Origin of the sequence: Janthinobacterium sp. NKUCC08_JDC (assembly GCF_019345575.1) — a bacterium.
Lineage (GTDB): Bacteria > Pseudomonadota > Gammaproteobacteria > Burkholderiales > Burkholderiaceae_D > Janthinobacterium > Janthinobacterium aestuarii.
The window spans coordinates 1-20,681 of sequence record NZ_JAHKQW010000023.1; the positions used below are offsets into that span (position 1 = coordinate 1).

17 protein-coding genes and 1 pseudogene are annotated in these 20,681 nt (G+C 65.3%); 10 read left to right on the top strand and 8 right to left on the bottom strand.

The window, feature by feature from the left end:
* The 9 genes and pseudogenes from KO538_RS29570 to KO538_RS28165 form a co-directional block, all read left to right on the top strand.
* A pseudogene (locus KO538_RS29570) lies at positions 1 to 304 on the top strand (hypothetical protein); the annotation flags it as partial.
* The gene (locus KO538_RS28130) at positions 301 to 1,035 is read left to right on the top strand and encodes a hypothetical protein (RefSeq protein WP_219330335.1); all 735 of its coding nucleotides are present in this window, start codon (positions 301 to 303) and stop codon (positions 1,033 to 1,035) included. The pseudogene KO538_RS29570 and the gene KO538_RS28130, both read left to right, overlap by 4 nt.
* Positions 1,032 to 1,742 carry a type II secretion system protein gene (locus KO538_RS28135; protein WP_219330336.1) on the top strand — a complete coding sequence of 237 codons (711 nt, stop codon included), beginning with the start codon at positions 1,032 to 1,034 and terminating at the stop codon, positions 1,740 to 1,742. The genes KO538_RS28130 and KO538_RS28135 overlap by 4 nt, the downstream gene beginning before the upstream one ends.
* Positions 1,742 to 2,515 carry an ABC transporter permease gene (locus KO538_RS28140; RefSeq protein ID WP_034755297.1) on the top strand — a complete coding sequence of 258 codons (774 nt, stop codon included), beginning with the start codon at positions 1,742 to 1,744 and terminating at the stop codon, positions 2,513 to 2,515. The genes KO538_RS28135 and KO538_RS28140 overlap by 1 nt, the downstream gene beginning before the upstream one ends.
* Entirely contained in the window at positions 2,515 to 3,267 is a 753-nt protein-coding gene (locus KO538_RS28145) for a hypothetical protein (RefSeq protein WP_219330337.1), read from the top strand. Before KO538_RS28140 ends, KO538_RS28145 begins: the two co-directional genes overlap by 1 nt.
* 43 nt (positions 3,268 to 3,310) lie before the next feature.
* Positions 3,311 to 3,883 (top strand): prepilin-type N-terminal cleavage/methylation domain-containing protein, encoded by a 573-nt coding sequence (locus KO538_RS28150; protein WP_034755294.1) that lies wholly within the window; start codon positions 3,311 to 3,313, stop codon positions 3,881 to 3,883.
* Between the two features lie 27 nt (positions 3,884 to 3,910).
* Entirely contained in the window at positions 3,911 to 4,273 is a 363-nt protein-coding gene (locus KO538_RS28155) for a YgiW/YdeI family stress tolerance OB fold protein (RefSeq protein ID WP_219330338.1), read from the top strand.
* 232 nt (positions 4,274 to 4,505) lie between these two features.
* Complete coding sequence (locus KO538_RS28160; protein ID WP_374106897.1) at positions 4,506 to 8,987, top strand: PAS domain-containing protein; 4,482 nt, start codon at positions 4,506 to 4,508, stop codon at positions 8,985 to 8,987.
* Positions 8,984 to 9,907 carry a diguanylate cyclase domain-containing protein gene (locus tag KO538_RS28165; protein ID WP_219330340.1) on the top strand — a complete coding sequence of 308 codons (924 nt, stop codon included), beginning with the start codon at positions 8,984 to 8,986 and terminating at the stop codon, positions 9,905 to 9,907. Before KO538_RS28160 ends, KO538_RS28165 begins: the two co-directional genes overlap by 4 nt.
* Before the next feature lie 103 nt (positions 9,908 to 10,010).
* Here KO538_RS28165 and KO538_RS28170 read toward each other — a convergent pair whose 3' ends face one another.
* The 5 genes from KO538_RS28170 to KO538_RS28190 form a co-directional block, all read right to left on the bottom strand.
* Positions 10,011 to 10,466, bottom strand: a complete 456-nt coding sequence (locus KO538_RS28170) for a MaoC family dehydratase (RefSeq protein ID WP_034755282.1) — start codon at positions 10,464 to 10,466, stop codon at positions 10,011 to 10,013.
* Positions 10,459 to 10,947, bottom strand: coding sequence for a MaoC family dehydratase (locus tag KO538_RS28175; RefSeq protein ID WP_034755281.1), 489 nt, complete (start codon positions 10,945 to 10,947; stop codon positions 10,459 to 10,461). The genes KO538_RS28170 and KO538_RS28175 overlap by 8 nt, the downstream gene beginning before the upstream one ends.
* Entirely contained in the window at positions 10,944 to 12,089 is a 1,146-nt protein-coding gene (locus KO538_RS28180) for an acyl-CoA dehydrogenase family protein (RefSeq protein WP_219330341.1), read from the bottom strand. The genes KO538_RS28175 and KO538_RS28180 overlap by 4 nt, the downstream gene beginning before the upstream one ends.
* Before the next feature lie 16 nt (positions 12,090 to 12,105).
* The gene (locus KO538_RS28185; protein ID WP_219330342.1) at positions 12,106 to 13,296 is read right to left on the bottom strand and encodes an acyl-CoA dehydrogenase family protein; all 1,191 of its coding nucleotides are present in this window, start codon (positions 13,294 to 13,296) and stop codon (positions 12,106 to 12,108) included.
* A gap of 164 nt (positions 13,297 to 13,460) precedes the next feature.
* Positions 13,461 to 14,048, bottom strand: a complete 588-nt coding sequence (locus tag KO538_RS28190; RefSeq protein ID WP_219330344.1) for a TetR/AcrR family transcriptional regulator — start codon at positions 14,046 to 14,048, stop codon at positions 13,461 to 13,463.
* A gap of 155 nt (positions 14,049 to 14,203) precedes the next feature.
* Between KO538_RS28190 and KO538_RS28195 the strand changes: the two genes are divergently transcribed.
* Positions 14,204 to 15,412, top strand: coding sequence for an MFS transporter (locus tag KO538_RS28195; protein WP_219330345.1), 1,209 nt, complete (start codon positions 14,204 to 14,206; stop codon positions 15,410 to 15,412).
* A gap of 12 nt (positions 15,413 to 15,424) precedes the next feature.
* Here the strand turns inward: KO538_RS28195 and KO538_RS28200 are convergent, their stop codons facing one another.
* From KO538_RS28200 to aceE, 3 genes are all read right to left on the bottom strand, one after another.
* On the bottom strand, positions 15,425 to 17,014 hold the full coding sequence (locus tag KO538_RS28200; protein ID WP_219330346.1) for an aspartate:alanine exchanger family transporter: 1,590 nt from the start codon (positions 17,012 to 17,014) through the stop codon (positions 15,425 to 15,427).
* 238 nt (positions 17,015 to 17,252) lie between these two features.
* Positions 17,253 to 17,879: a glutathione transferase GstA gene (gene gstA, locus KO538_RS28205; protein ID WP_219330347.1), complete on the bottom strand. Its 627-nt coding sequence runs from the start codon at positions 17,877 to 17,879 to the stop codon at positions 17,253 to 17,255.
* A 20-nt stretch (positions 17,880 to 17,899) separates the two neighbouring features.
* Complete coding sequence (aceE, locus tag KO538_RS28210) at positions 17,900 to 20,575, bottom strand: pyruvate dehydrogenase (acetyl-transferring), homodimeric type (RefSeq protein WP_219330349.1); 2,676 nt, start codon at positions 20,573 to 20,575, stop codon at positions 17,900 to 17,902.
* Positions 20,576 to 20,681 lie beyond the last annotated feature (106 nt).

Consider the following 20,681-nt stretch of genomic DNA (forward strand, 5'->3'; position numbering starts at 1 on the left):
CGCCCAGCTCGACGCGCAGCGCTACGGCCCGCCGGCGCCCGATCCGGCCCTGGCGGCACCGCCGTCCCCGCCGCCGCCACCGCCGCCCGCACCGCCCGTGGAATTGAATGGCGTGGTACAGCGCAGCAGCGGCCGCACCACCGTCTGGCTGAACCAGGAAGCGCAGAACGAGCCGCACAACCATCTCGCGCGTGGCCAGCCAGGCACGCTGACCTTGCGCCTGTCGAACGGCCAGGTGCTGCTGCTCAAACCCGGCCAGCGCTACGATCCGGCCAGCGGCACGGTCACCGAGGCGCCGCCATGACGCCGCGCCAAGCGCATCGTCAACTTCGTCGCCAGCGCGGCGCCGCCCTGTTGCTGCTGGTGGCCGTGCTGGGCCTGGGCACGGCCAGCCTGCTGATCAGCGCCTTCGGGCGCAACACGGGCGAAGCCGAACGCCAGCAGCGCACCCTGGCCACCCTGGCGCAGGCGCGCGACGCCTTGCTGGGCTTTGCGGCGACCAATGGCCGCCTGCCCCGTCCGGCCGCGTCCGCTCTCGACGGGCGCGAACGGGCCGCCGACTGCGCCAACGATACCGAGTGCAGCGGCTTTTTGCCGTGGGTCGCGCTGGGCGTGGACGGCGTGGATGCCTGGGGCAAGCTGCTGCGCTACAGCGTCACACCGGAAATGGCGCGCGCGCCCATCGTCTCGTTTTCCGCCGTCGCCAACAGAGTCGTGCTCACGCGCGACGGCCGCGGCACCTTCGCCTTCGTGGCGGGACAGGAGCAGTGCGACGTCAGCGCCCAATGCCTGCCCGTCGTGCTGTTCTCGCAAGGCAAGGATCACTATGGCACGGCCGCCAGCGGCGTGCCGCAGATCAATACGGCGCGCGGCAATATCGACGAAGCGGCCAACGACAGCGCCAGCCGCAGCTTCATCACCCGCCCCGCCACCGACCTTGCCGCGCTGCCCGGCGGCGCCTTTGACGACATGCTCACCTGGATTACCTTGCCTACCCTGTATCAACGCATGCGCGCCGCGCGCAACCTGCCATGAGCGCCCGCCATCCGCGCCGCCAGCGAGGCTTTTCCCTGATCGAGATCGCCATCGTGCTCGTCATCGTCGGCTTGATGATAGGCGGCCTGGTCACGCCGTTGACGGTGCAGCTGGAACAGCGCAAGGTGGCCGAGACGCAACAGGCGCTCAATGAAGCGAAGGAAGCGCTGACGGGCTACGCGCTGCGCTACGGCTACCTGCCGTGTCCCGCCATTTCCGCCGGCAATGGCCTGGAAGACCGGCGCGGCACGCGCTGCACGGGCGAAAAACGCGCCGGCTTCCTGCCATGGGCCACCCTGGGGCTGCGCCAAGGCGACAGCTGGAACAATCTGTTCCGCTACAGCGTCACACCGGCCTTCAGCGACAGCGAACAGCAGTTCAACCTGGGCACGCCGCGCGACATCAGCATCGTCACGCGCAACGGCGGCGCGCTGCTGCAGGCGACGGCCTTGAGGGACATCCCCGCCATGATCATGTCGCACGGGAAAAACGGCTTTGGCGCCACGGGCGTGCAGGGCCAGCGCCAGGCTGTGCCTTTCGGCAACAATGTCGACGAGCGCAACAATGCATCGAACGCCACCACCTTCATCAGCCGCGCCGCCAGCGGCCCGCAGCAGCCGGGCGGCGAGTTCGACGATATCATCGTCTGGCTGTCGCCCAACATCCTGTTCAACCGCATGGTGGCGGCGCAAAGGCTGCCCCGCTGATGCGCATGCTCTTGCCCTCGTTCACCATCGCCCGCTATACGCTGCTCGAAGCGCTGCGCAGCCGCCTGCCGTGGCTGTTCGTGCTGGTGGCCTGCGCTTGCGCCGGCCTGGCCGGCTTCCTGCAGCAACTGGCGCTGACGGAAAGCGGCGCCGTGCAAACGTCCCTGCTGGCGGCCGCCCTGCGCCTGGCCAGCGTCTTCCTGCTGGCCACGTTCATCATCACCAGCATGGCGCGTGAAGCGGCCGACCGGGGTCTCGAGTTGCTGCTGGCGCTACCCATGCCGCGCGCGGCCTACCTGCTGGGCAAACTGCTGGGCTACGGGGCGCTGGCGGCCGTGCCCGCCGTGCTGTTCGGCCTGTTGATGGCGCTGTTCGCCGCGCCCGCGCAAAGCGCGCTGTGGGCGCTGTCCCTGCTGGGCGAACTGTGGATCGTCGCCGCCTTCAGCCTGCTGTGCGCGGCCAGCCTGCAGCAGGCCCTGCCGGCGCTGGCCGCCACGGGCGGCTTCTATGTGCTGGCGCGCATGCTGGGCAGCCTGCAACTGCTGGCGCACGGCCCGCAGGCGGGCGACTCCTGGCCGCAGCGGGCCACCGCCGGCGCCATCGACATGCTGGCCTTGCTGCTGCCCCGCCTCGACGCCTTTACGCGCACGGAGTGGCTGCTGTACGCGACCGGCGACTGGCAAGCCCTGGCCGGCGTGGCGGCGCAAACGGCCATCTATGTGGCCTTGCTGGCCAGTTGCGCGCTGTGCGACTTTTACCGCAGGAACATCTGATGGCCGCCGCCCAGCGTCCCTGGAGCAGCGTGCCGCGCCCCCTGTGCTGGCTGCTGGCGGCCTGCCTGCTGCTGCAGCTGGGCTGGCGCCTGGCGCAGCAGCACGCCCCCGCACAGGCGCGGCCCCTGCCCGCCGCGCCGCCACCTGGCGTGGCGCGCCTGGCCAGCCTGGGCGAACCGCTGGCCATGTCGAAGGCCATGCTGCTGTACCTGCAGTCGTTCGAGGACCAGCCCGGCGTCAGCCTGCCGTGGCGCGCGCTCGACTATGACCGCCTGGCCGGCTGGCTGGAAACGGCGCAAACGCTCGACCCGCGCAGCCGCTACGCGCTGGTGGCCGCCAGCGAAGTCTACGCGGGCGTGGCCGATCCGCAGCGCGCGCGGCGCATGCTGGCCTTTGTCGCCGCCAGCTTCGCGGCCGACCCGCAGCAGCGCTGGCCCGCGATGGCGCAGGCGGTGCTGGTGGCGAAGCACCAGCTGCACGACCTGCCGCTGGCGCTCGGCTATGCGCGTGCGCTGCGCCAGCTGGCAACGGGGCCGCACGTGCCGCCGTGGGTGCGCGAAATGGAAGCGTTCATCCTGGAAGACATGGACCAGCTCGACAGCGCCCGCCTCGTGATCGGCGGGCTGATCGCCAGCGGCCAGATCAGCGACCCGCACGAGCTCGCTTTCCTTGCGCGCAAGCTCGATGAACTGGCCAAAAAGAAAGCCAGGCCATGCGCGCGCGGCGCCATTTGCAGTAAACTGCCATTCTGAAGACGCCACACCAGGCACCAGCACTTTTTTCCAAGGAAATCCCATGCTCCCACGCCGCCAGCACGGCTTTACGCTCGTAGAAATCGCCATCGTCCTGGTCATCATCGGCTTGCTGCTCGGTGGCGTGCTCAAGGGACAAGGCTTGATCGACAGCGCCAAGGTGAAAAACATCATCCAGCAGTCGAATGCGCTGACGGCCGCCGTCAACGCCTATCAGGACAAGTTCCGCGCCCTGCCCGGCGACGATATCCAGGGCACCGTGCATGTGCCCAATTCGGCCGGCAACGGCAATGGCGATGGCCAGATCGGCGACGGCCAGCCGCGCGAATTCACCCTGGCGCCGCAGCACCTGGCGCTGGGCGGCTTCATCACCGGCTCGTTCAACGGCACCTCGCAATTCATGACCAGCGCCCAGGGCGGCGCCGTCTACCTGTACAACGACGAAGTGGGCGGCCGGGCCGGCAACGGCATCCGTTTCGACAACCTGCCCGAGAGCTACGCGGAGCAGATCGACAGCAAACTCGACGATGGCGTGGCCAGCACGGGCAGCGTCCGGGCGAACATGCCCTATGGCAATGCCGGTGCTATCATTCCCCGCACCGCCGTATTTTTCTGAGCCACCAGTCACTATCAAAGGAATACCATGCCACTGCACCGCACACTCATCGTCTCCCTGGCCGCCTGCGCCGCGCTGGCAGGCAGCGCGCAAGCCCAATACGTGGGACCGACGGCCGGCCCGGCCGCGCCCGCCAGTGTGGCCGCCATCCTGAAAAATCCCGTCGACGACCAGGCCGTCGTACTGCGCGGCAATCTGCTGCGCAAAGTGGGCAACGAGAAATATACCTTCTCCGACGGCACGGCGGAAATCCGCGTGGACATCGACGACAAGGTCTTCATGAACCGCAAGATCGACGCCAGGACCCGCGTGGAAATCCGTGGCGAAGTGGAAAAAGATTTCATGGAAAGCCCGGAAATCGACGTCGACGTGCTGACCGTCGTCCCGTAAGTTTCCTTGCCATCCCGCCGCCACGGCGGGATGGGCGTCACCCTCCTCTGTATGCCTTGCGCAACCTTTTTTCCATTCCGGAAACTAGGCTTGTCAGAACAATCAATTTCGTCTAGCATCTTTTCATTCAAGGTCAGCCAGCGCCAGCGTGAGCCTGCCTGTCGACTCATCCATTCTGGGAGCTTTCCGGGTGCAAGATTTGCCTTCGATACGCTCAAGAATTTCATGGCTGGTGCTTGCCTGGGTCATTCCGACGGCCCTCGTGTTTCTCCTGCTCGTGGCGCAAAGCTACACGCGCGAACGCGACCATGTCGTCAGCGAAACGGCGCAGGCGGCGCGCGCCGTCACGGCCGCCGTCGAACGCGACTTGAGCGGCGCGCAGATAGCCGCGCGCATTTTGGCCGCCTCGCCCGCCCTGCAAAACGACGACATCGGCGCCCTGCGCGCCCTGGCCGGCAGCCTGCTTCAGCCGGGCCTGGCCGTCAGCGCCTTCATCGTCTCCGACACCAAGGGGCGCCAGCTGGTCAATACAGCCTTGCCCGCCAGCCAGGTGCCGCCCCCCTTGCCGCAGAAATGGGCCGCCAGCATGGAGCGCACGCGCGACTCCGGCAAGCCCCGGCTGACCAATTTGCTGATGGCGCCGGACGAGGTGCCGCGTCTGGCCCTGAACCTGCCCTTGCCGCGTGACAAGGGGCCCGCCTATGTGCTGACGGCCCTATACCCGCCCGACTACCTGCCCTTGCTGCTGCGCGAGCTGCACCTGCCCGCCTACTTGGGCGCGGCGATCGTCAATGCCGACGGCATCAACGTGGCGCGCACCCTGGCGCCGCAGCGCTATGTGGGCCAGCGCAGCTCGGCGTCCCTGCTCGAGCAGATACGCCAGGCGCGCGAAGGCGTGCTGCGCCATACCACCCTGGAAGGCCTCGACGTGTATACGGGCTTTCGCCGCGCGCCCGACGACGCCTGGACGGTGGCCGTTACCATGCGCACGAGCACGGTGGCCGAAGCCCTGCTGGGTTCCGTGGTCACTGGTTCCCTCATCCTGGCCCTGCTGCTCGGTGCCGGCTTTGCCCTGGCCTGGCGCGTGGGCGGCCGCCTGGCCCGCACCCTGCAGGAACTGACACAGCAGATCCACGCGCTGGCGCAGGGCAAGCCCCTGCTCTCGAACCGCCATGCGGACCGCGAATCGGCCGACATGGCAGGCGCCCTGGGCGCGCTGGAACGCGACTTGCGGCGCCACCGCACGCAGCTCGAAAGCCTGGTGGCCGAACGCACGCTGGCCCTGGAAAAATCCACGCGCCTGCTGGAAACCGTGTACGCGACGGCGCCCATCGGCATGCTGTTCGTGGGCCTGGACTTGCGCATCGTCATGATCAACCACTATCTGGCCGCCATCAGCGGAGCCAGCGTGGCGCAGCATCTGGGCCAGCCCGTGGGCGCCATGCAGTTCGACGACGCCGTGCGCATGGAGGTGGAGCGCTGCGTGCGCCAGGTGATTGAAACAGGAACGCCCATCGTCGACCTCGAATTGCAAGGCCATGGCGGGCGGCAGCGCGAACAGCTCAGTCACTGGATCGTCTCGTATCACCCGATCTTCGGCCCAGAGCAGCAATTGCTGGGCGTATCGGGCCTGTGGCTGGACATTAGCGAGCGCAAGCGCAGCGAAGCGGAGTTTCGCCGTTCGAAACACCTGTTCGGCACCATCATCGAAAACATCCCGGCCATGGTCTTCGTCAAGCGCGCCGACAAGCTGAGCTTTGAAATGATCAACCGCCACGCGGAACTGACCCTGGGACGCTCGCGCGAGCAATTGCTGGGCAAGACCGACCACGATTTCTTCCCGCCGCAGCAGGCGTCCGCCTTCGTCAGCGCCGACCGCAAGCTGCTGGCCACGGGGCAGATGGTGGAAATCGAACAGGAAGCGATCAACACGGCCGACGGCACGACGCGCCACTTCACCACGCGCAAGGTGGTGTTGCGCGACGATGCGGGGCGCGCCAGCCATGTGCTGGGGGTGTCGATCGATATCACTGAACGCAAGCGCGCCACCGAGGTGCTGCACGCCACCACCTTGCGCCTGGAACAGAGCGAGCGCTTCATCCGCACCGTCACGGACAACCTGCCCGGCATGGTGTCGTACTGGGGCGCCGATCTGCGCTGCCGCTTCGCCAATAATTTCTATAATGAATGGTTTGGCCGCAGCAGCGCCGAGATGGCCGGCATCCACATGAGCGAACTGCTGGGGCAGGAACTGTTCGACGTGTACGCGCCCCACGTCGAGGGCGTGCTGGCGGGCCGGCCGCAAAGCTTCGAGCGCGACCTGCTCGACCCCACGGGCCAGGTGTGCCATACGTGGACCAATTACATTCCCGACCTCGACGACGGCGGCGGCGTGCGCGGCTTCTTCGTGCTGGCCTCGGACGTATCCGAACTCAAGCGCACGGAATTGCGCCTGCACGAACTCAACGAGCAAATGGTACGCGCGCGCGACAAGGCCGAGGCGGCCAGCACGGCGAAGAGCGAATTCGTCGCCAACATGAGCCATGAAATCCGCACGCCGATGAACGCCATCATCGGCCTGGCGCGCCTGCTGGAAGAGTCGCCGCTGGAGCGGCGCGAGCGCAGCTATGTCGGCAAGATCCAGATGGCCACGCAGTCGCTGCTCCATATCGTCAACGACGTGCTCGATTTTTCCAAGATCGAGGCGGGACAAATGGTGCTGGAACAGCGCCGCTTCCAGCTCGAACGCATGCTGGGCAGCGTCGGCGTACTGCTGGCCAGCAGCGCCTGGGCGCGCGGCGTGGAGCCCGTGTTCGTGCTCGATCCGGGCGTGCCGGACGAACTGATCGGCGACGCCCTGCGCGTGGAACAGATCCTGATCAACCTGATGGGCAACGCCGTCAAGTTCACCTCGCATGGCGAAGTGGTGCTGGCCATCGCCATGGTGGCCGAGGATGCGGCCAGCGCCACCCTCGAGTTTTCCGTGCGCGACACGGGCATCGGCATCGGCGCGGCCGAGCAGGAACACATCTTCGACGCGTTTTCCCAGGGCGACAGCGGCACCAGCCGCAAATACGGCGGCACGGGGCTGGGGCTGGCCATCTGCCGGCGCATGGTGGAATTGATGGGCGGCCAACTCAGCGTGAAAAGCACGCTGGGCCAGGGTTCCGACTTCCGCTTCCGCTGCCGCTTCGACAAGGTGGCGCCGCCGCCCGAGCCGCACGGCAAGGGCGCGTCCAGGGCGCTGTCGCTGCTGATCATCGACGACAACGCCAGCGTGCGCGCCATGCTGGAAGACTGGTGCGCGGCGCAGGGCTGGCGCAGCCGCAGCGCCGACAGCGGCGCGGCCGGCCTGGCCCTGCTGCGCGCCCAGGCCAGCGGCGAAGCGGCGGCCGATCTTGTGCTGCTGGACGCGGCCATGCCGGGCATGGATGGCATTTCCATGCTCACCGAGGCGCGCACCGACGAACACCTGGCGCTGCCGCCCTTGATCATGCTGGTGGCCGACCAGGACAGCGAAAACCTCGAACGGCTGGCCGACAGCCTGATGCTGGCCGGCATCGTCTCGAAACCGGCGACGCCAGCGCGCCTGCTGGCGGCCGTCACCGCCGTGCGGGATGGACGCAATGCCCGCAGCGCGCCATCCATGCTGCCCGTGTCCTCGCCCCTGTCGGGCTTGCTGGAAGGCATGCGCGTGCTGCTGGTGGAAGACAATGAAATCAACCAGGAAGTGGCGCAGTACATCCTGCTGCACTCGGGCGCGCGCGTGGCCGTGGCCACCAACGGCAGGCTGGCCGTCGACATGCTGGCGCACAGCCCGCAAGCGTGGGACGTGGTGCTGATGGATTTGCAGATGCCCGTCATGAACGGCTACGACGCCACCCTGGCGATCCGCGCGCTGGGCTTGCCGGACTTGCCCATCGTCGCCATGACGGCCAATGCCATGGACGAAGACCGCCTGCGCGCCATTGCCAGCGGCATGAATGCGCACGTGGCCAAGCCCATCGATGTCGACGACATGATCGAGACCCTGACGCGGCTGGTGCCGGCGCACCAGGCTGGCGGCAGCAGCGCCGCGCAGCCAGGCGGCGCCGCCACGGAGGTGCTGGAAATGCCGGCCTCGATACCCGGCATCGACCTGGCGGCGGCCCTGCACCGCTTCGGCGGCGACTATGGCGCTTTCCTGGCGCTGCTCAAGCGCTTTGAAAATTCGCAGGGCGACGCCGTCGAGGAAGCACGGCGCCTGCTGGCCGCCGGCCAGACGCCGCAGGCGGCGCAGCTGCTGCACCGCGTGTGCGGCGTGGCCGCCAACCTGGGCGCAGCCCATGTCGCCAGCCTGGCCGCCGAGACTGAAAAAGCGCTGAAGACAGGGCAATCGCACACCACGGCCGCCTTGCTGGAACAGCTGGCATTGGCGATGGCCGAAGTCATCGATGCGGCGCGCACCCTGCCCTCGCCCCTGCGGCGCGGGCAGCCGGCACAGGCCGCGTCCGGCAGCGCACCGGTCGACCTGCACGCCGGCCTGGCCGAGCTGCTGGTCTTGATCCGCAACAATAACCTGAAGGCGCTGGCCCAGTTCCACGTCCTGCACCCCGCCCTACAACAATCAGACCGGGAAGCGGCCCTGGCGCTGGCCAACGCGATCGAGACCCTGAATTTTTCCGCTGCGGAAAAACTCGTGCTCGATCAGCTGAAACGAGAGGAAAACAAGTGAGCTGGACCAACCTTGCCATGAACGGGCGCATCCTCATCGTCGATGACGCCATGGAAAACATCCAGATCCTGCACCAGCTGCTGCGCGAGGAACACGACGTGCTGTTCGCCCTGAGCGGCGAGAAGGCGCTGGAAATTGCGCACAATCAACTGCCTGACCTGATCCTGCTCGACGCCGTCATGCCCGGCATGGATGGCTATGCCGTCTGCAATGCGTTGCGCGAGTCGGCCATCCTCAGCGCCATTCCCGTCATCTTCGTCACGGCCCTGAACCAGCCCGAAGACGAAACGCGGGCACTGGAAGCGGGCGCCGTCGATTTCATCACGAAGCCGTTCAACGCGGCCGTCGTGCGCGCCCGCGTGCGCAGCCAGCTGACCATCAAGCGGCAAGCCGATGCCATGCGCGAACTGTCGCTGACGGATTCGCTGACGGGCGTGGCCAACCGGCGCAGCTTCAACGACACGATGGACAGCGAATGGCGGCGCTGCGCGCGCGACGGCGTGCCGATGGCCCTCATCATGGCCGATATCGACCACTTCAAGGATTACAACGACACGTATGGCCACCAGGCGGGCGACCTGTGCCTGCAACAGGTGAGCGCCGCCCTGCGCCGCTGCGCCGTGCGCCCGCCCGACCTGCTGGCGCGCTACGGCGGCGAGGAATTCATCATCCTGCTGCCACAGGAAACGCGCGACGGCGCCGAAGTGGTGGCCCAGCGCATCCTCGACGAAGTGCGCGCGCTGCAGATTCCCCACGCCAAATCGAGCGTCGGCTCGCACGTCACCGTCAGCCTGGGCATGGCCAGCGTCATGCCCACCGAAGGCATGGACCCGAGCGCCCTGATCCGCGCCGCCGACGCCCTGCTGTACCGCGCCAAGCATACGGGGCGGGACAGGTATTGTGCGTCGGAGGGGGAGTGAGGAGGAGGCGCGCGCCTGCTGCATGCCTGCCTGCCTGCGTCGGCTTACGCCCTGCGGGCTAAGCCGACCTACGCCGACCTACAATGTGGGCTCAGCTTGCCGCTCAGGGATAGCAGCGCATCAGGAATTCCGCCACGCACACGGGTTTCGTGTCGCCTTCGCGCTCCATGGTGACGGCCCAGTTCACTTGCGCGCCTTCCGGCAAGTCGTCGACGGAAAGGATGTCGAGCCGCGCGCGCAGGCGGCTGCCGACGGGCACGGGCGCGGGAAAGCGCACCTTGTTTAAACCGTAGTTGATGGCCATGCGGATGCCGGCCATGTGCAATGCGCCCTGCAACATGGCGGGCAGCAGGGATAACGTCAAAAAGCCGTGCGCCACGGTGCAGCCATAGGGCGACTCGCGCGCGCAGCGCTCCGTATCGACGTGGATCCACTGATGGTCGTCCGTGGCGTCGGCAAAGGTGTCGATGCGCTGCTGGGTGATGGTCAGCCAGTCGGAGACGGCCACGTGCTGTCCCGCCAAGGCCTGAAAACCGGCGATGCCGGCGATATCACGCATGCTGCTCTCCGGCAGGACGGCGGCCGAACATGCCCATGCCTTCGACGGTGGTCACCACTTCGCCATGCTGGTTTCGCACGCTCCACACGGAAATGACGATGCCGCGGTCCGGTTTCGACGTGGACGGGCGCACTTCCTTGACCTTGTAGGTCAGCTGCAAGGTGTCGCCCGCGCGCACGGGTTTGAGCCAGCGGATGCTGTCCAGGCCGGGCGAACCCATGCTGGACGAATGCTTGAGCAGGTTATCGACCACCAGGCGCATCATCATGCCGCAGGTATGCCAGCCGCTGGCGATGACGCCCTTGAAAATGGTCTTTTCGGCGGCGTCATGGTCGACGTGGAATGGCTGCGGATCGAAATCCGTGGCGAAGGCGATGATTTCCTTTTCCGTCACATGGCGCTGGCCCAGGTCGATTTCCAGGCCTTGCGTAAAGTCTTCGAAATACCAGTGTTTCGGGGTGGTGGCAGGCGATGCGGTCATGCGGTCTCCGTCGGCAAGAAGCCCGGCTGGGCGATAAAGCGCTCGATATGATGGTCCACGTCGCCCAAGGTCAGGGCGATCATGGAGAGGCGCTTGAAATGGTGGGCGGCAGGCAATTCGTCCGTGACTCCCATGCCGCCATGCAATTGCACGGCTTGCTGGCCGACAAAAGTGGCGGCCAGTCCCACCCTCGCCTTGGCGGCCGAGACGGTACGGCGCCGTTCAACCGCATCGTCGCTGTCGGCCTTGGCGGCGGCCAGCATGGCCATCGAACGCGCCTGCTCCAGGTGGATGAACATGTCGGCCATGCGGTGCTGCAAGGCCTGGAATTTGCCGATCGGCGCGCCGAACTGCTGGCGCGTCTTCAGGTACTCGAGGGTGGCGGCAAAGATGGCGTCCATGGCGCCCACGGCTTCCGCGCACAGCAAGGCGGCGCCGTAATCCACGGCCGCGTCGAGCACGGGCCAGCCCTGCCCCGCCTGGCCGATCAGGGCCTCATGGCCCAGCACCACTTGCACGAGAGTCACGGTGGCAGCGCGCTGGCCGTCGATGGTGCGGTAGTCGCGCACGGTGACGCCGGGCGCGTCGACAGGCACGAGGAATAGCGAAATGCCGTCCGTATCGCTCTGGCCGCCGCTGCTGCGCGCCGAGACGATCAGCGCACCCGCCTGCGCGCCATGGATGACGACGGTTTTCTCGCCATCGAGCACAAAGCCGTCGCCGCTGGCGGTGGCCGTGGTGGCGATATCGTGCATATCGTGGCGCGACTGCCGCTCGCCCAGCGCGCAAGCGAGCTTCAGGCTGCCGCTGGCGACCTGTTCCAGCACAGCATCGTGGCCGCCGGCCAGGCTCAGGAAGCGCGCGCCCAGCACGGTAGCCAGGTAGGGCTCGACCACCAGGCCGCGGCCCAGTTCCTGCATCACCAGCAGCATGTCGACGGCCGTGCCGTCGAAGCCCCCCGCGCCGGCCGGCAGCGGCAAGGCCGTCATGCCCAGCTCGGCCAGGGTGGCCCAGGCCGCGTCAGACGTACCCGTTGCCGAGTGGACGATCTGCTTGCGCGTTTCAAACGGGTAATCTTTGTCCACCCAGCGCCTGAGTGCGTCGGCGAATTGTTGCTGTTCCTGATTAAATTGGAAGTCCATGTCGTCTCCTTCTGGCTTACAGGCCCAGGATCATCTGCGTGATGATGTTTTTCTGGATTTCATTCGAGCCGCCATAGATCGATGTCTTGCGGTAATTGAAGTAGTACGCGGCCAGCGGCGCGGCCAGGTCGTCGCCGCCAGCACTGTGTTGCGCGCTGCCGTCGAGGAAGTCAGGATCGAACGGCAAGGCTTGCGGGCCGATGGCTTCAAGCATCAGTTCCGTCAGCTGCTGCTGCAGTTCCGAGCCGCGCACCTTCAGCATCGACGCCTGCGGCCCCGGCCCCTTGCCTTCTTCGCTGATGACGCGCAAGACCGTCATTTCCAGCGCCATCAATTCGATTTCCAGGGTGGCCACCTTGGCGGCAAAAGCGGGATCGTGCAGCAGCGGCGCGCCGCGCTTGGTTTGCTGCATGGCCAGCTGCTTGAGGAAAGTCAGCTCGCGCTTCGAGCGGCCGACGGCGGCGATGCCCGTGCGCTCATGGCCCAACAGGTATTTGGCGTACGTCCAGCCCTTGTTTTCCTGGCCAACCAGATTGCTGACCGGTACGCGCACATTGTCGAAGAAGACTTCGTTCACTTCATGTTCTTCATCGAGCATGATGATGGGGCGCACGGTGATGCCCGGCGTTTTCATGTCGATCAGCAAGAAACTGATGCCTTCCTGCTTGCGCACCGTGCTGTCCGTGCGCACTAGGCAAAAGATCATGTCCGCGTGCTGGCCCAGGGTCGTCCAGGTTTTCTGGCCATTGACGATGTAATGGTCGCCGTCGCGCTCGGCCGTGGTTTTCAGCGAGGCCAGGTCGGAACCGGCGCCCGGCTCGGAATAGCCCTGGCACCACCAGTCGTCACAGTTCAGAATGCGCGGCAAGTAGTATGCTTTTTGCTCGGCGTTGGCGAAAGCCATGATGACGGGCGCCACCATGTTCACGCCGAATGGCAGTATCGGCGGCGTGGCGGCGCGCGCGCACTCGTCTTCCCAGATGTGGCGCTGTACGGACGTCCAGCCCGTGCCGCCATATTCGACGGGCCAGGCTGGCGCGGCCCAGCCCTGCTGCGCGACAATCTTGTGCCAGCGCACGTAATCGTCGCGGTTCAAGCGCAAATGCTGGCGCACCTTGCGCTGCAAATCCGCCGGCAAATGGGTGTCGAGGAAGGCGCGCACCGTGTCGCGGAAGGCCATCTCCTCGGCCGTGTAATGCAGGTCCATGTCTGTCTCCTTGTTCTTGTCGGTTGCCGTGATGACTGCACGCAAGGAAGCTCAGCGCACAAAAAAGCACGACCGTTCTCAAGGATTGTACAACAGATTGGGAGCGGCACCAGCGGTTTTACACAGGCTCAAGGTTCATCGCGAAGCCATGCCACTTTTCGCCATTACCTTTGAACTAATAGCCCCCGCAACAGCAATTCCAATGCCGCCACAGCTTTTATCAGGCGCGCATTGCCTTCGTCGCCGTCTGCGATCCAGAACGCCGCTTCCGCCAGGCTACCGTAGATCAGCGCAGCCAGTGCCTGTGGGCAAGCATCGGCCACGATGCCCTGCTGAATCAGCTGCTGGATCAGCCCTTGCATCGACTCGAGGCAATGGCGCTGCGAATCCGGCGAAGCGCCACCCAGGACCGCCCTCGCGTCGCGCAAGACGATGCGCTGAATTTCCGGTTCCAGGGCCATCTCCAGATAGGCACGGCAGCGGCTGCGAAAGCCTTCCCACAAGTCTGCGGCGCCGTCGGAGATGGCTTGCAGGCGGCCATCCATTTCCGCGTCGATCTGCTCGACCACCGCCAGCAGCAAGCCCTTCTTGTCGCCGAAGTGATGGTACAGCGCACCCCGCGTCAGCCCTGCCTGGGCGGTGAGGTCGTCCATCGACGTGTCGGCATAACCGCGCTCGCTAAACACTTTGCGGGCCGTGGCCAGCAACGAGGCGCGGGTTTCTTCCATTTCCACACGGGTGCGGCGAACCATGACTTTCTCCTTACATACGTGGCGCATGATTGTTTACATACAGTGCGTATGTATATATACTTATTCATACGCGATGTATGTATTATCGCTGCGGCGTGTTTCCGTTGCAAGCGGGGCATACCCGTTTATCGCCTGATCACATAAGGATATGCACCATGAGTACGTCTTACTGCGCTGCCGCAGAAACTTCTGCCCGCCACCCATGGCTGGCGGTCACCGCTGTCGGCATGGCCACCTTTTCGGTCGTGACGACGGAAATGCTGCCGGTCGGCCTGTTGACGCCGATTGCCGACACCCTGGGTACCTCCACGGGAACGGCCGGCCTGATGATCTCGCTGCCCGCATTGCTGGCGGCCTTGTTCGCGCCGCTGGTCGTGCTCGCATCGGGAAGCCTGGACAGGCGCAACATTCTCTGTGGTTTGCTGACGCTCCTGGTGATCGCGAACATTGCCTCGGCCCTGGCGCAGAACATGGCGTGGATGCTGGCGGCGCGTATTCTCGTCGGTTTCTGCATGGGCGGCATCTGGGCCATCGCCGGAGGCCTCGCTTCCCGGCTGGTTCCTGCCCGTTCGGTTGGCCTGGCAACGTCGCTCATCTTCGGCGGCGTGGCGGCCGCTTCCGTGCTGGGCGTGCCGCTTGGCGCACACATCGGCGACCTTGCAGGATGGCGCTGGGCCTTCGGCGTCATGGCGCTGTTCAGCGGCCTGGTACTGGCGCTGCACCTGGCCGTCATTCCCGCCCTGCCCGCTGCCGCTTCGACGACCTTGCGCCAATTCGGCAAACAGCTGCGCAACAGGCAGTTGCAAGCGGGACTGCTTCTGACCCTGCTGCTGGTGACCAGCCATTTCATGGCCTTTACCTTCGTGCGCCCGCTACTGCTGTCCGTGTCGGGGTTCGATGCGCAATGGCTGGGCGCACTGCTGTTTTGCTATGGCTTCGCGGGCATCATTGGAAACTTCCTGGCCGGTGTCGCTGCGGCGCGGCGCACGGCGACCACCATCATCGCCATCTCGGGCGGCCTGCTGCTCACGCCGCTGCTGTTCCTGGCTGTCGGCGGCTCCGGCATCGGCGGCGGCGTGGTATTGCTGGCCTGGGGACTGGCCTACGGTGGCGTATCGGTCGGCCTGATGACCTTGATGATGAAGGCGGCGCCCGGGGCCGTGGAGATCGTTGCCGCGCTGTACGTGGGCGTCTTCAATATCGGCATTGCGCTCGGGGCGTGGACCGGTGGCCAAGCCGTCGACAGGCTGGGCCTCTCCGCCAACCTGTGGCTTGCCGCAGGCTTTGCCGCTGCCGCCTTGCTGCTGTCGTTTGGCATCAGCTTTATTGATGCAAACAAGCAGTCTGGCGCTGCAAGGGATTGACGGTGTCCGCCATCAGCCATACAAGTGCAGCAACACCTGCACGGCCACGATCTTGACGATGGTCATGCTGGGGAAAATCATCGCGTAGCCGAGGTTCGGGCGGTCCGACTTGGCCAGGCGGTTGGCAAACACCAGCACGGCCGGGTTGCCCGTGGCGCCGGCCGCGATGCCCAGCAGTTCAGGAAACGGCAGGCGCAGGAAGACCTTGCCCAGGATCACGACGAGCGCCACCACCACCAGCACCGTCACGGCGCCGAGCGCCAGCATGGGCAAGCCGTCGGCGCCCACTTGCTGCACGAAGGGCAAGCCGGAGGCCATGCCGACGGAAGCGAGGAAAATCGTCAAGCCATAGTTGCGCATCACCAGGTTGGCCGACAGCGGCAAGCGCCAGCTGATCTTGCCGACTCGGCCCAGGCGCCCCAAAATCAGCGCCATCACCAGCGGCCCGCCGGCCAGGCCCAGGCTGAACGAGCCTATCCACGGCAACGGAATCGGCACCAGACCCAGCAGCACGCCCAGCACCATGCCCATGCCCAGCGAGACATAGCTGAACTCGGCCGTGGCCGTGATGGAGTTGCCGAACAGCTTGCGCACGTCGGCCGCATGTTTGGCCGGCGCGATGGCCATCACCCTGTCGCCAAATTCCAGGGTCAGGAAGGGGTGCGGCAAAATCATGGCGTCGCCGCGGCGGATGAAGGCGATCTGCAGCGGAAAATCCTTCGCCAGATTCAGTTCGCCCAAGGGCACGCCGACGATTTCCGCATCCGACACGAACACTTCCGTACCGTCGAAATCGCTGCGGTCCTTCATCAAGCGGCCCGGGTCCAAATGGCCCAGCGCCGTGCGCGCCGCTTCCACACCCGCCACCGTGCCCGACACCATCAGCGCGTCGCCCACGCCAAGCACGAGGCCAGGATCAGGCAAGCGATTCTGGTGGCCCTGGCGCACACCGATCACTTGCACGCCAGCCAGCGGGCCATCGGCCAATTCGGACAGGGCCGCGCCCGCCAGTTTGGCTGCATCGATGGTGATTTCGGATACGACGATGGGCGCCGGCGGCGGCGTCAGCACGGGTTTCAAGATGCGCCCGGCCAGGTACAGGCCCAGCATGGGGCCGACGACGCCGAACGGATACGCGACGGCATAGCCGACGGCCGCATCGCCATTGCCGTGCGACGCTTCCAGCGCCGCCTGCAAGGCGGCCGTGCTGGTCATGGCGCCGGCAAACACACCGCTGGCCATGCGCAGCGAGATATCGATCCACTGCCCGCCCCAGATGGACACGGCCAGGCCGCCCATGACGGCGGCAAACGCGATCAGGTTATGTTTCTGCCCTGCGCCGCGCAAGCCGGCGAAAAACTGCACGCCGTACTGCACGCCAATGCCATACAGGAACAGCAGCAAGCCGATGGAGCCGACCATCGGCGGCGGCACGGAACCGGGAGCAAAGGCGCCCAGCGCCAGCCCCGCGAACAGCACGCCGCCCACGCCCAGCGAAAAACCGAACACGCTGATGCGCCCCAGCGCATAACCGGCGCCGATGACGAGGAACAGGGCAAGGATCGGCGTGGACTCCAGCGTGTGGCGAAATAATTGAAGCATCAGGAACCTTGGTCTGGGGATGGCCCAGTTTAGCATGCACAAAAGCAACACGATGGCGATGATGACAAGCAAGCGTGCGCAGCTTTATGCCATAAAAACGGGCAAAAAAAAGCCCGCTGCGGGAGCGGGCTGAATCTAATTCCTGTGAGGAAGTAGAGGAGACAGGTGCATGATGCCGCATCGCAGCATATTCATCCAATTCTATGTTGTGATGATAGAAATTCGATTTATCAATATCTCATTGGGACTGCCGCTGCGCCTCGCAACGAATCGCTTCGCGCACGGCTGGCCTATCGCCTATGCTGGCCAGCAGCGCCCTCACCTGCGGGAAAGCACCGAGGTCGACTTTGGCGACCTCCGACCAGCTGAGGACGGTATACAAATACGCATCGGCCACCGTAAACGTGTTCCCCAACAAGTACTGCCGACCATCGCCCAGTTGCCGCTCCACATAATCGAGGCGTGCGGCCAGGCGCGAGCGGGCCACGTCCTGTGCCTGCGCACCGTATTCCGGATGGAACAGCCAGGGGCTGAACACCTTGTGCAGCTCGGTGGCAATAAAACCCAGCCACGACTGCAGCTGTACGCGCGCCATGGTGCCTGCCGGCGGCGCCAGACCGCTGGCCGGTGTCAGGTCGGCCAGGTATTGCACGATGGCCGTGCCTTCCAGCAAGATCGCACCATCGTCCAGCGCCAGCGCCGGCACGTACAGATTCGGATTGATGCGCGCATAGTCGGCGCCAGTTTCCGTGATGCGCGGGATCTTCCGGATATCGACACGTTCCAGTTCCAGCGCAATGCCCGCCTCGATGGCCACGATGTGCGGCGACAAAGAACACGTTCCCGTTGCGTAATACAGTTTCATGATGCCCTCCTTGAAAAAAGTTACACGGACGCGGGATCCAGTTTTTCCACGTCGATGCCGTATTTGGCGATGGCTACGCCAATCTTGCTGCGCGGCAGCTGGCCCCCATCGGCCAGCGCCGTCAGCGCGGCCAGCACGATAAAATGGCGGTCCACTTCAAAGAAAGTGCGCAAGGATTCGCGCGTATCGGAGCGGCCGAAGCCATCCGTGCCCAGGGTGATGAAGCGCCGGTCGTGCACAAACGGGCGCACCTGGTCGCCGACGATTTTCATGTAGTCGGTGGCTACCACCACGGGGCCTTGCCGGCCAGCCAGGCATTGCTCGATATACGGCACGCGCGGTTCGCTGTCCGGGTGCAGCATGTTCCAGCGCTGCACGGCCAGGCCGTCGCGCCGCACTTGCGTCAAGCTGGTGGCGCTCCACACGTCGGCCGCCACGCAGAAATCCTGCTGCAACAGCACGCTGGCGGCCAGCACCTCGCGCAGGATGGAACCGCTGCCCATCAGCTGCACGCGCGGCGTGGTTGCCGTGAGGGCTTCAGGGCTTTCCTGCAGCAGATACAGGCCCTGCAAGATGCCCGCCTCTGCTCCTGCCGGCATGGCCGGGTGCGGATAGTTTTCGTTGAGCAAGGTGATGTAATAGAAAATATCCTCTTGCTCGGCAAACATGCGGCGCATGCCGTCATGGATGATCACGGCCAGCTCATACGCGAACGTGGGGTCGTACGAGATGCAGTTGGGAATCACGGACGACAGCACGTGGCTGTGGCCATCGTCGTGCTGAAGGCCTTCCCCCATCAGTGTCGTGCGTCCCGACGTGGCGCCCAGCAAAAAGCCGCGCGTGCGGGCATCGGCCGCCGCCCACGCCAGGTCGCCCACACGCTGCAAGCCGAACATCGAATAGAAGATGTAGAACGGAATGGTAGCCAGGCCATGGTTGCTGTACGACGTGCCGGCGGCGAGCCAGGAAGAAATGGCGCCCGATTCGTTGATCCCTTCCTGCAATATCTGCCCATCCTTGGCTTCCTTGTAATAGCTGAGCTGGCCCGCATCCTGCGGCGTGTACAGCTGGCCCAGGTAGGAATGGATGCCGATCTGGCGGAACAGGCCTTCCATGCCAAACGTGCGCGATTCGTCCGGCACGATGGGCACGATGATCTTGCTCAAAGCGGGATCTTTCAGCAGAGTGCCGAGGATGCGCACGAAGGCCATGGTGGTGGACGCGCCCCGCTCGCCGCTATCCTTGAGCTGGGTGGCGAACGTGGACAGTGGCGGGATTGGCAAGGGCGCCACCTTGCTGATGCGGGCGGGAATGTAGCCGCCCAGCTGCGCCCGGCGCGCGGCGAAGTAGCGGCCTTCCTCGCTGTCCGGCGCCGGTTTCAGATACGGCATCTCTTCCAGCTGGGCATCGCTGACGGGCAGCGCGAAGCGGTCGCGAAACGCGCGCACGGCGTCGGCGCTCATCTTTTTCAGCTGATGGTTGATGTTCTGCCCTTCGCCCGCCTCGCCCATGCCGAAGCCCTTGACGGTCTTGGCCAGGATCACGGTGGGACGGCCCGGCGTGCGCATGGCCTCGGCATACGCGGCGTGCACTTTTTCCGGGTCGTGGCCGCCGCGCGTCAGCTTCCAGATGTCATCGTCCGACATGTGCGCCACCAGCGCCAGCAGTTCCGGATACTTGCCAAAGAAATGCTCGCGCACGTAGGCGCCATTCTGCGACTTGAAGGTCTGGTAATCGCCGTCCACGCATTCCATCATGCGCTGGCGCAACAAGCCGCTCGTATCGCGCGCCAGCAAGGCATCCCAGCCGCTGCCCCAGATGACCTTGATCACATGCCAGCCCGCCGCGCGGAACGTGCCCTCCAGCTCCTGGATGACCTTGCTGTTGCCGCGCACCGGGCCGTCGAGGCGCTGCAAGTTGCAGTTGACGACAAAGATCAGGTTATCGAGGCGCTCGCGTCCGCCCAATGAAATGGCGGCCAGGGATTCGGGCTGGTCCATCTCGCCATCGCCGAGGAAGGCCCATACCTTGCGGCCCTGGTGTTCCTTCAAGCCGCGGTACTCGAGGTAGCGCATGAAACGGGCCTGGTAGGCGGCCGTCAGCGGGCCCAGGCCCATGGAGACGGTGGGAAATTGCCAGAAGTCGGGCATCAGCCGGGGATGCGGATACGATGACAAGCCCTCGCGCCCCGCTTCGCGGCGGTAATTGTCCAGCTGCGCTTCCGTGATGCGCCCTTCCAGATAGGCGCGGCCATAGATGCCGGGCGCGGAATGGCCCTGGATGTAGACCAGGTCGCCGGCGAACTGGTCCGTGCGGCCACGGAAAAAGTGGTCGAAACCCACGTCGTACAACACGGCCGCCGACTGGTAGGTGGCGATGTGGCCGCCCACGTTCGAATGCTTGGCCGCGCGCAAGACCATCACCATCGCATTCCAGCGGATATACGCGTTCAGGCGGCGCTCGATGGCCAGGTCGCCCGGATATCCACCCTGGCGCTCGGTGGCGATGCTGTTGGTATACGCGGTGGTGACGCGGCCATGCATGCCGCCGTGCTGCGCGGAATCGGAATCGACGAGTTGGTCAAGCAAATAATGGGCGCGCGGGCGTCCTTCCACCGCGACGACGGCCTGCATCGCCTCCAGCCATTCTTTGGTTTCCTGCGGGTCGATATCGGGCACAGCGAGGGATGTGGTCATGGCAGTCTCCTGAGTTGGAAATTCAATATGCGAATAATTGCTGATGCAATCATTGCATTTGCAATCGTTACGGCGGCCATTGTATAGCGCTATAATTGCATTTGCA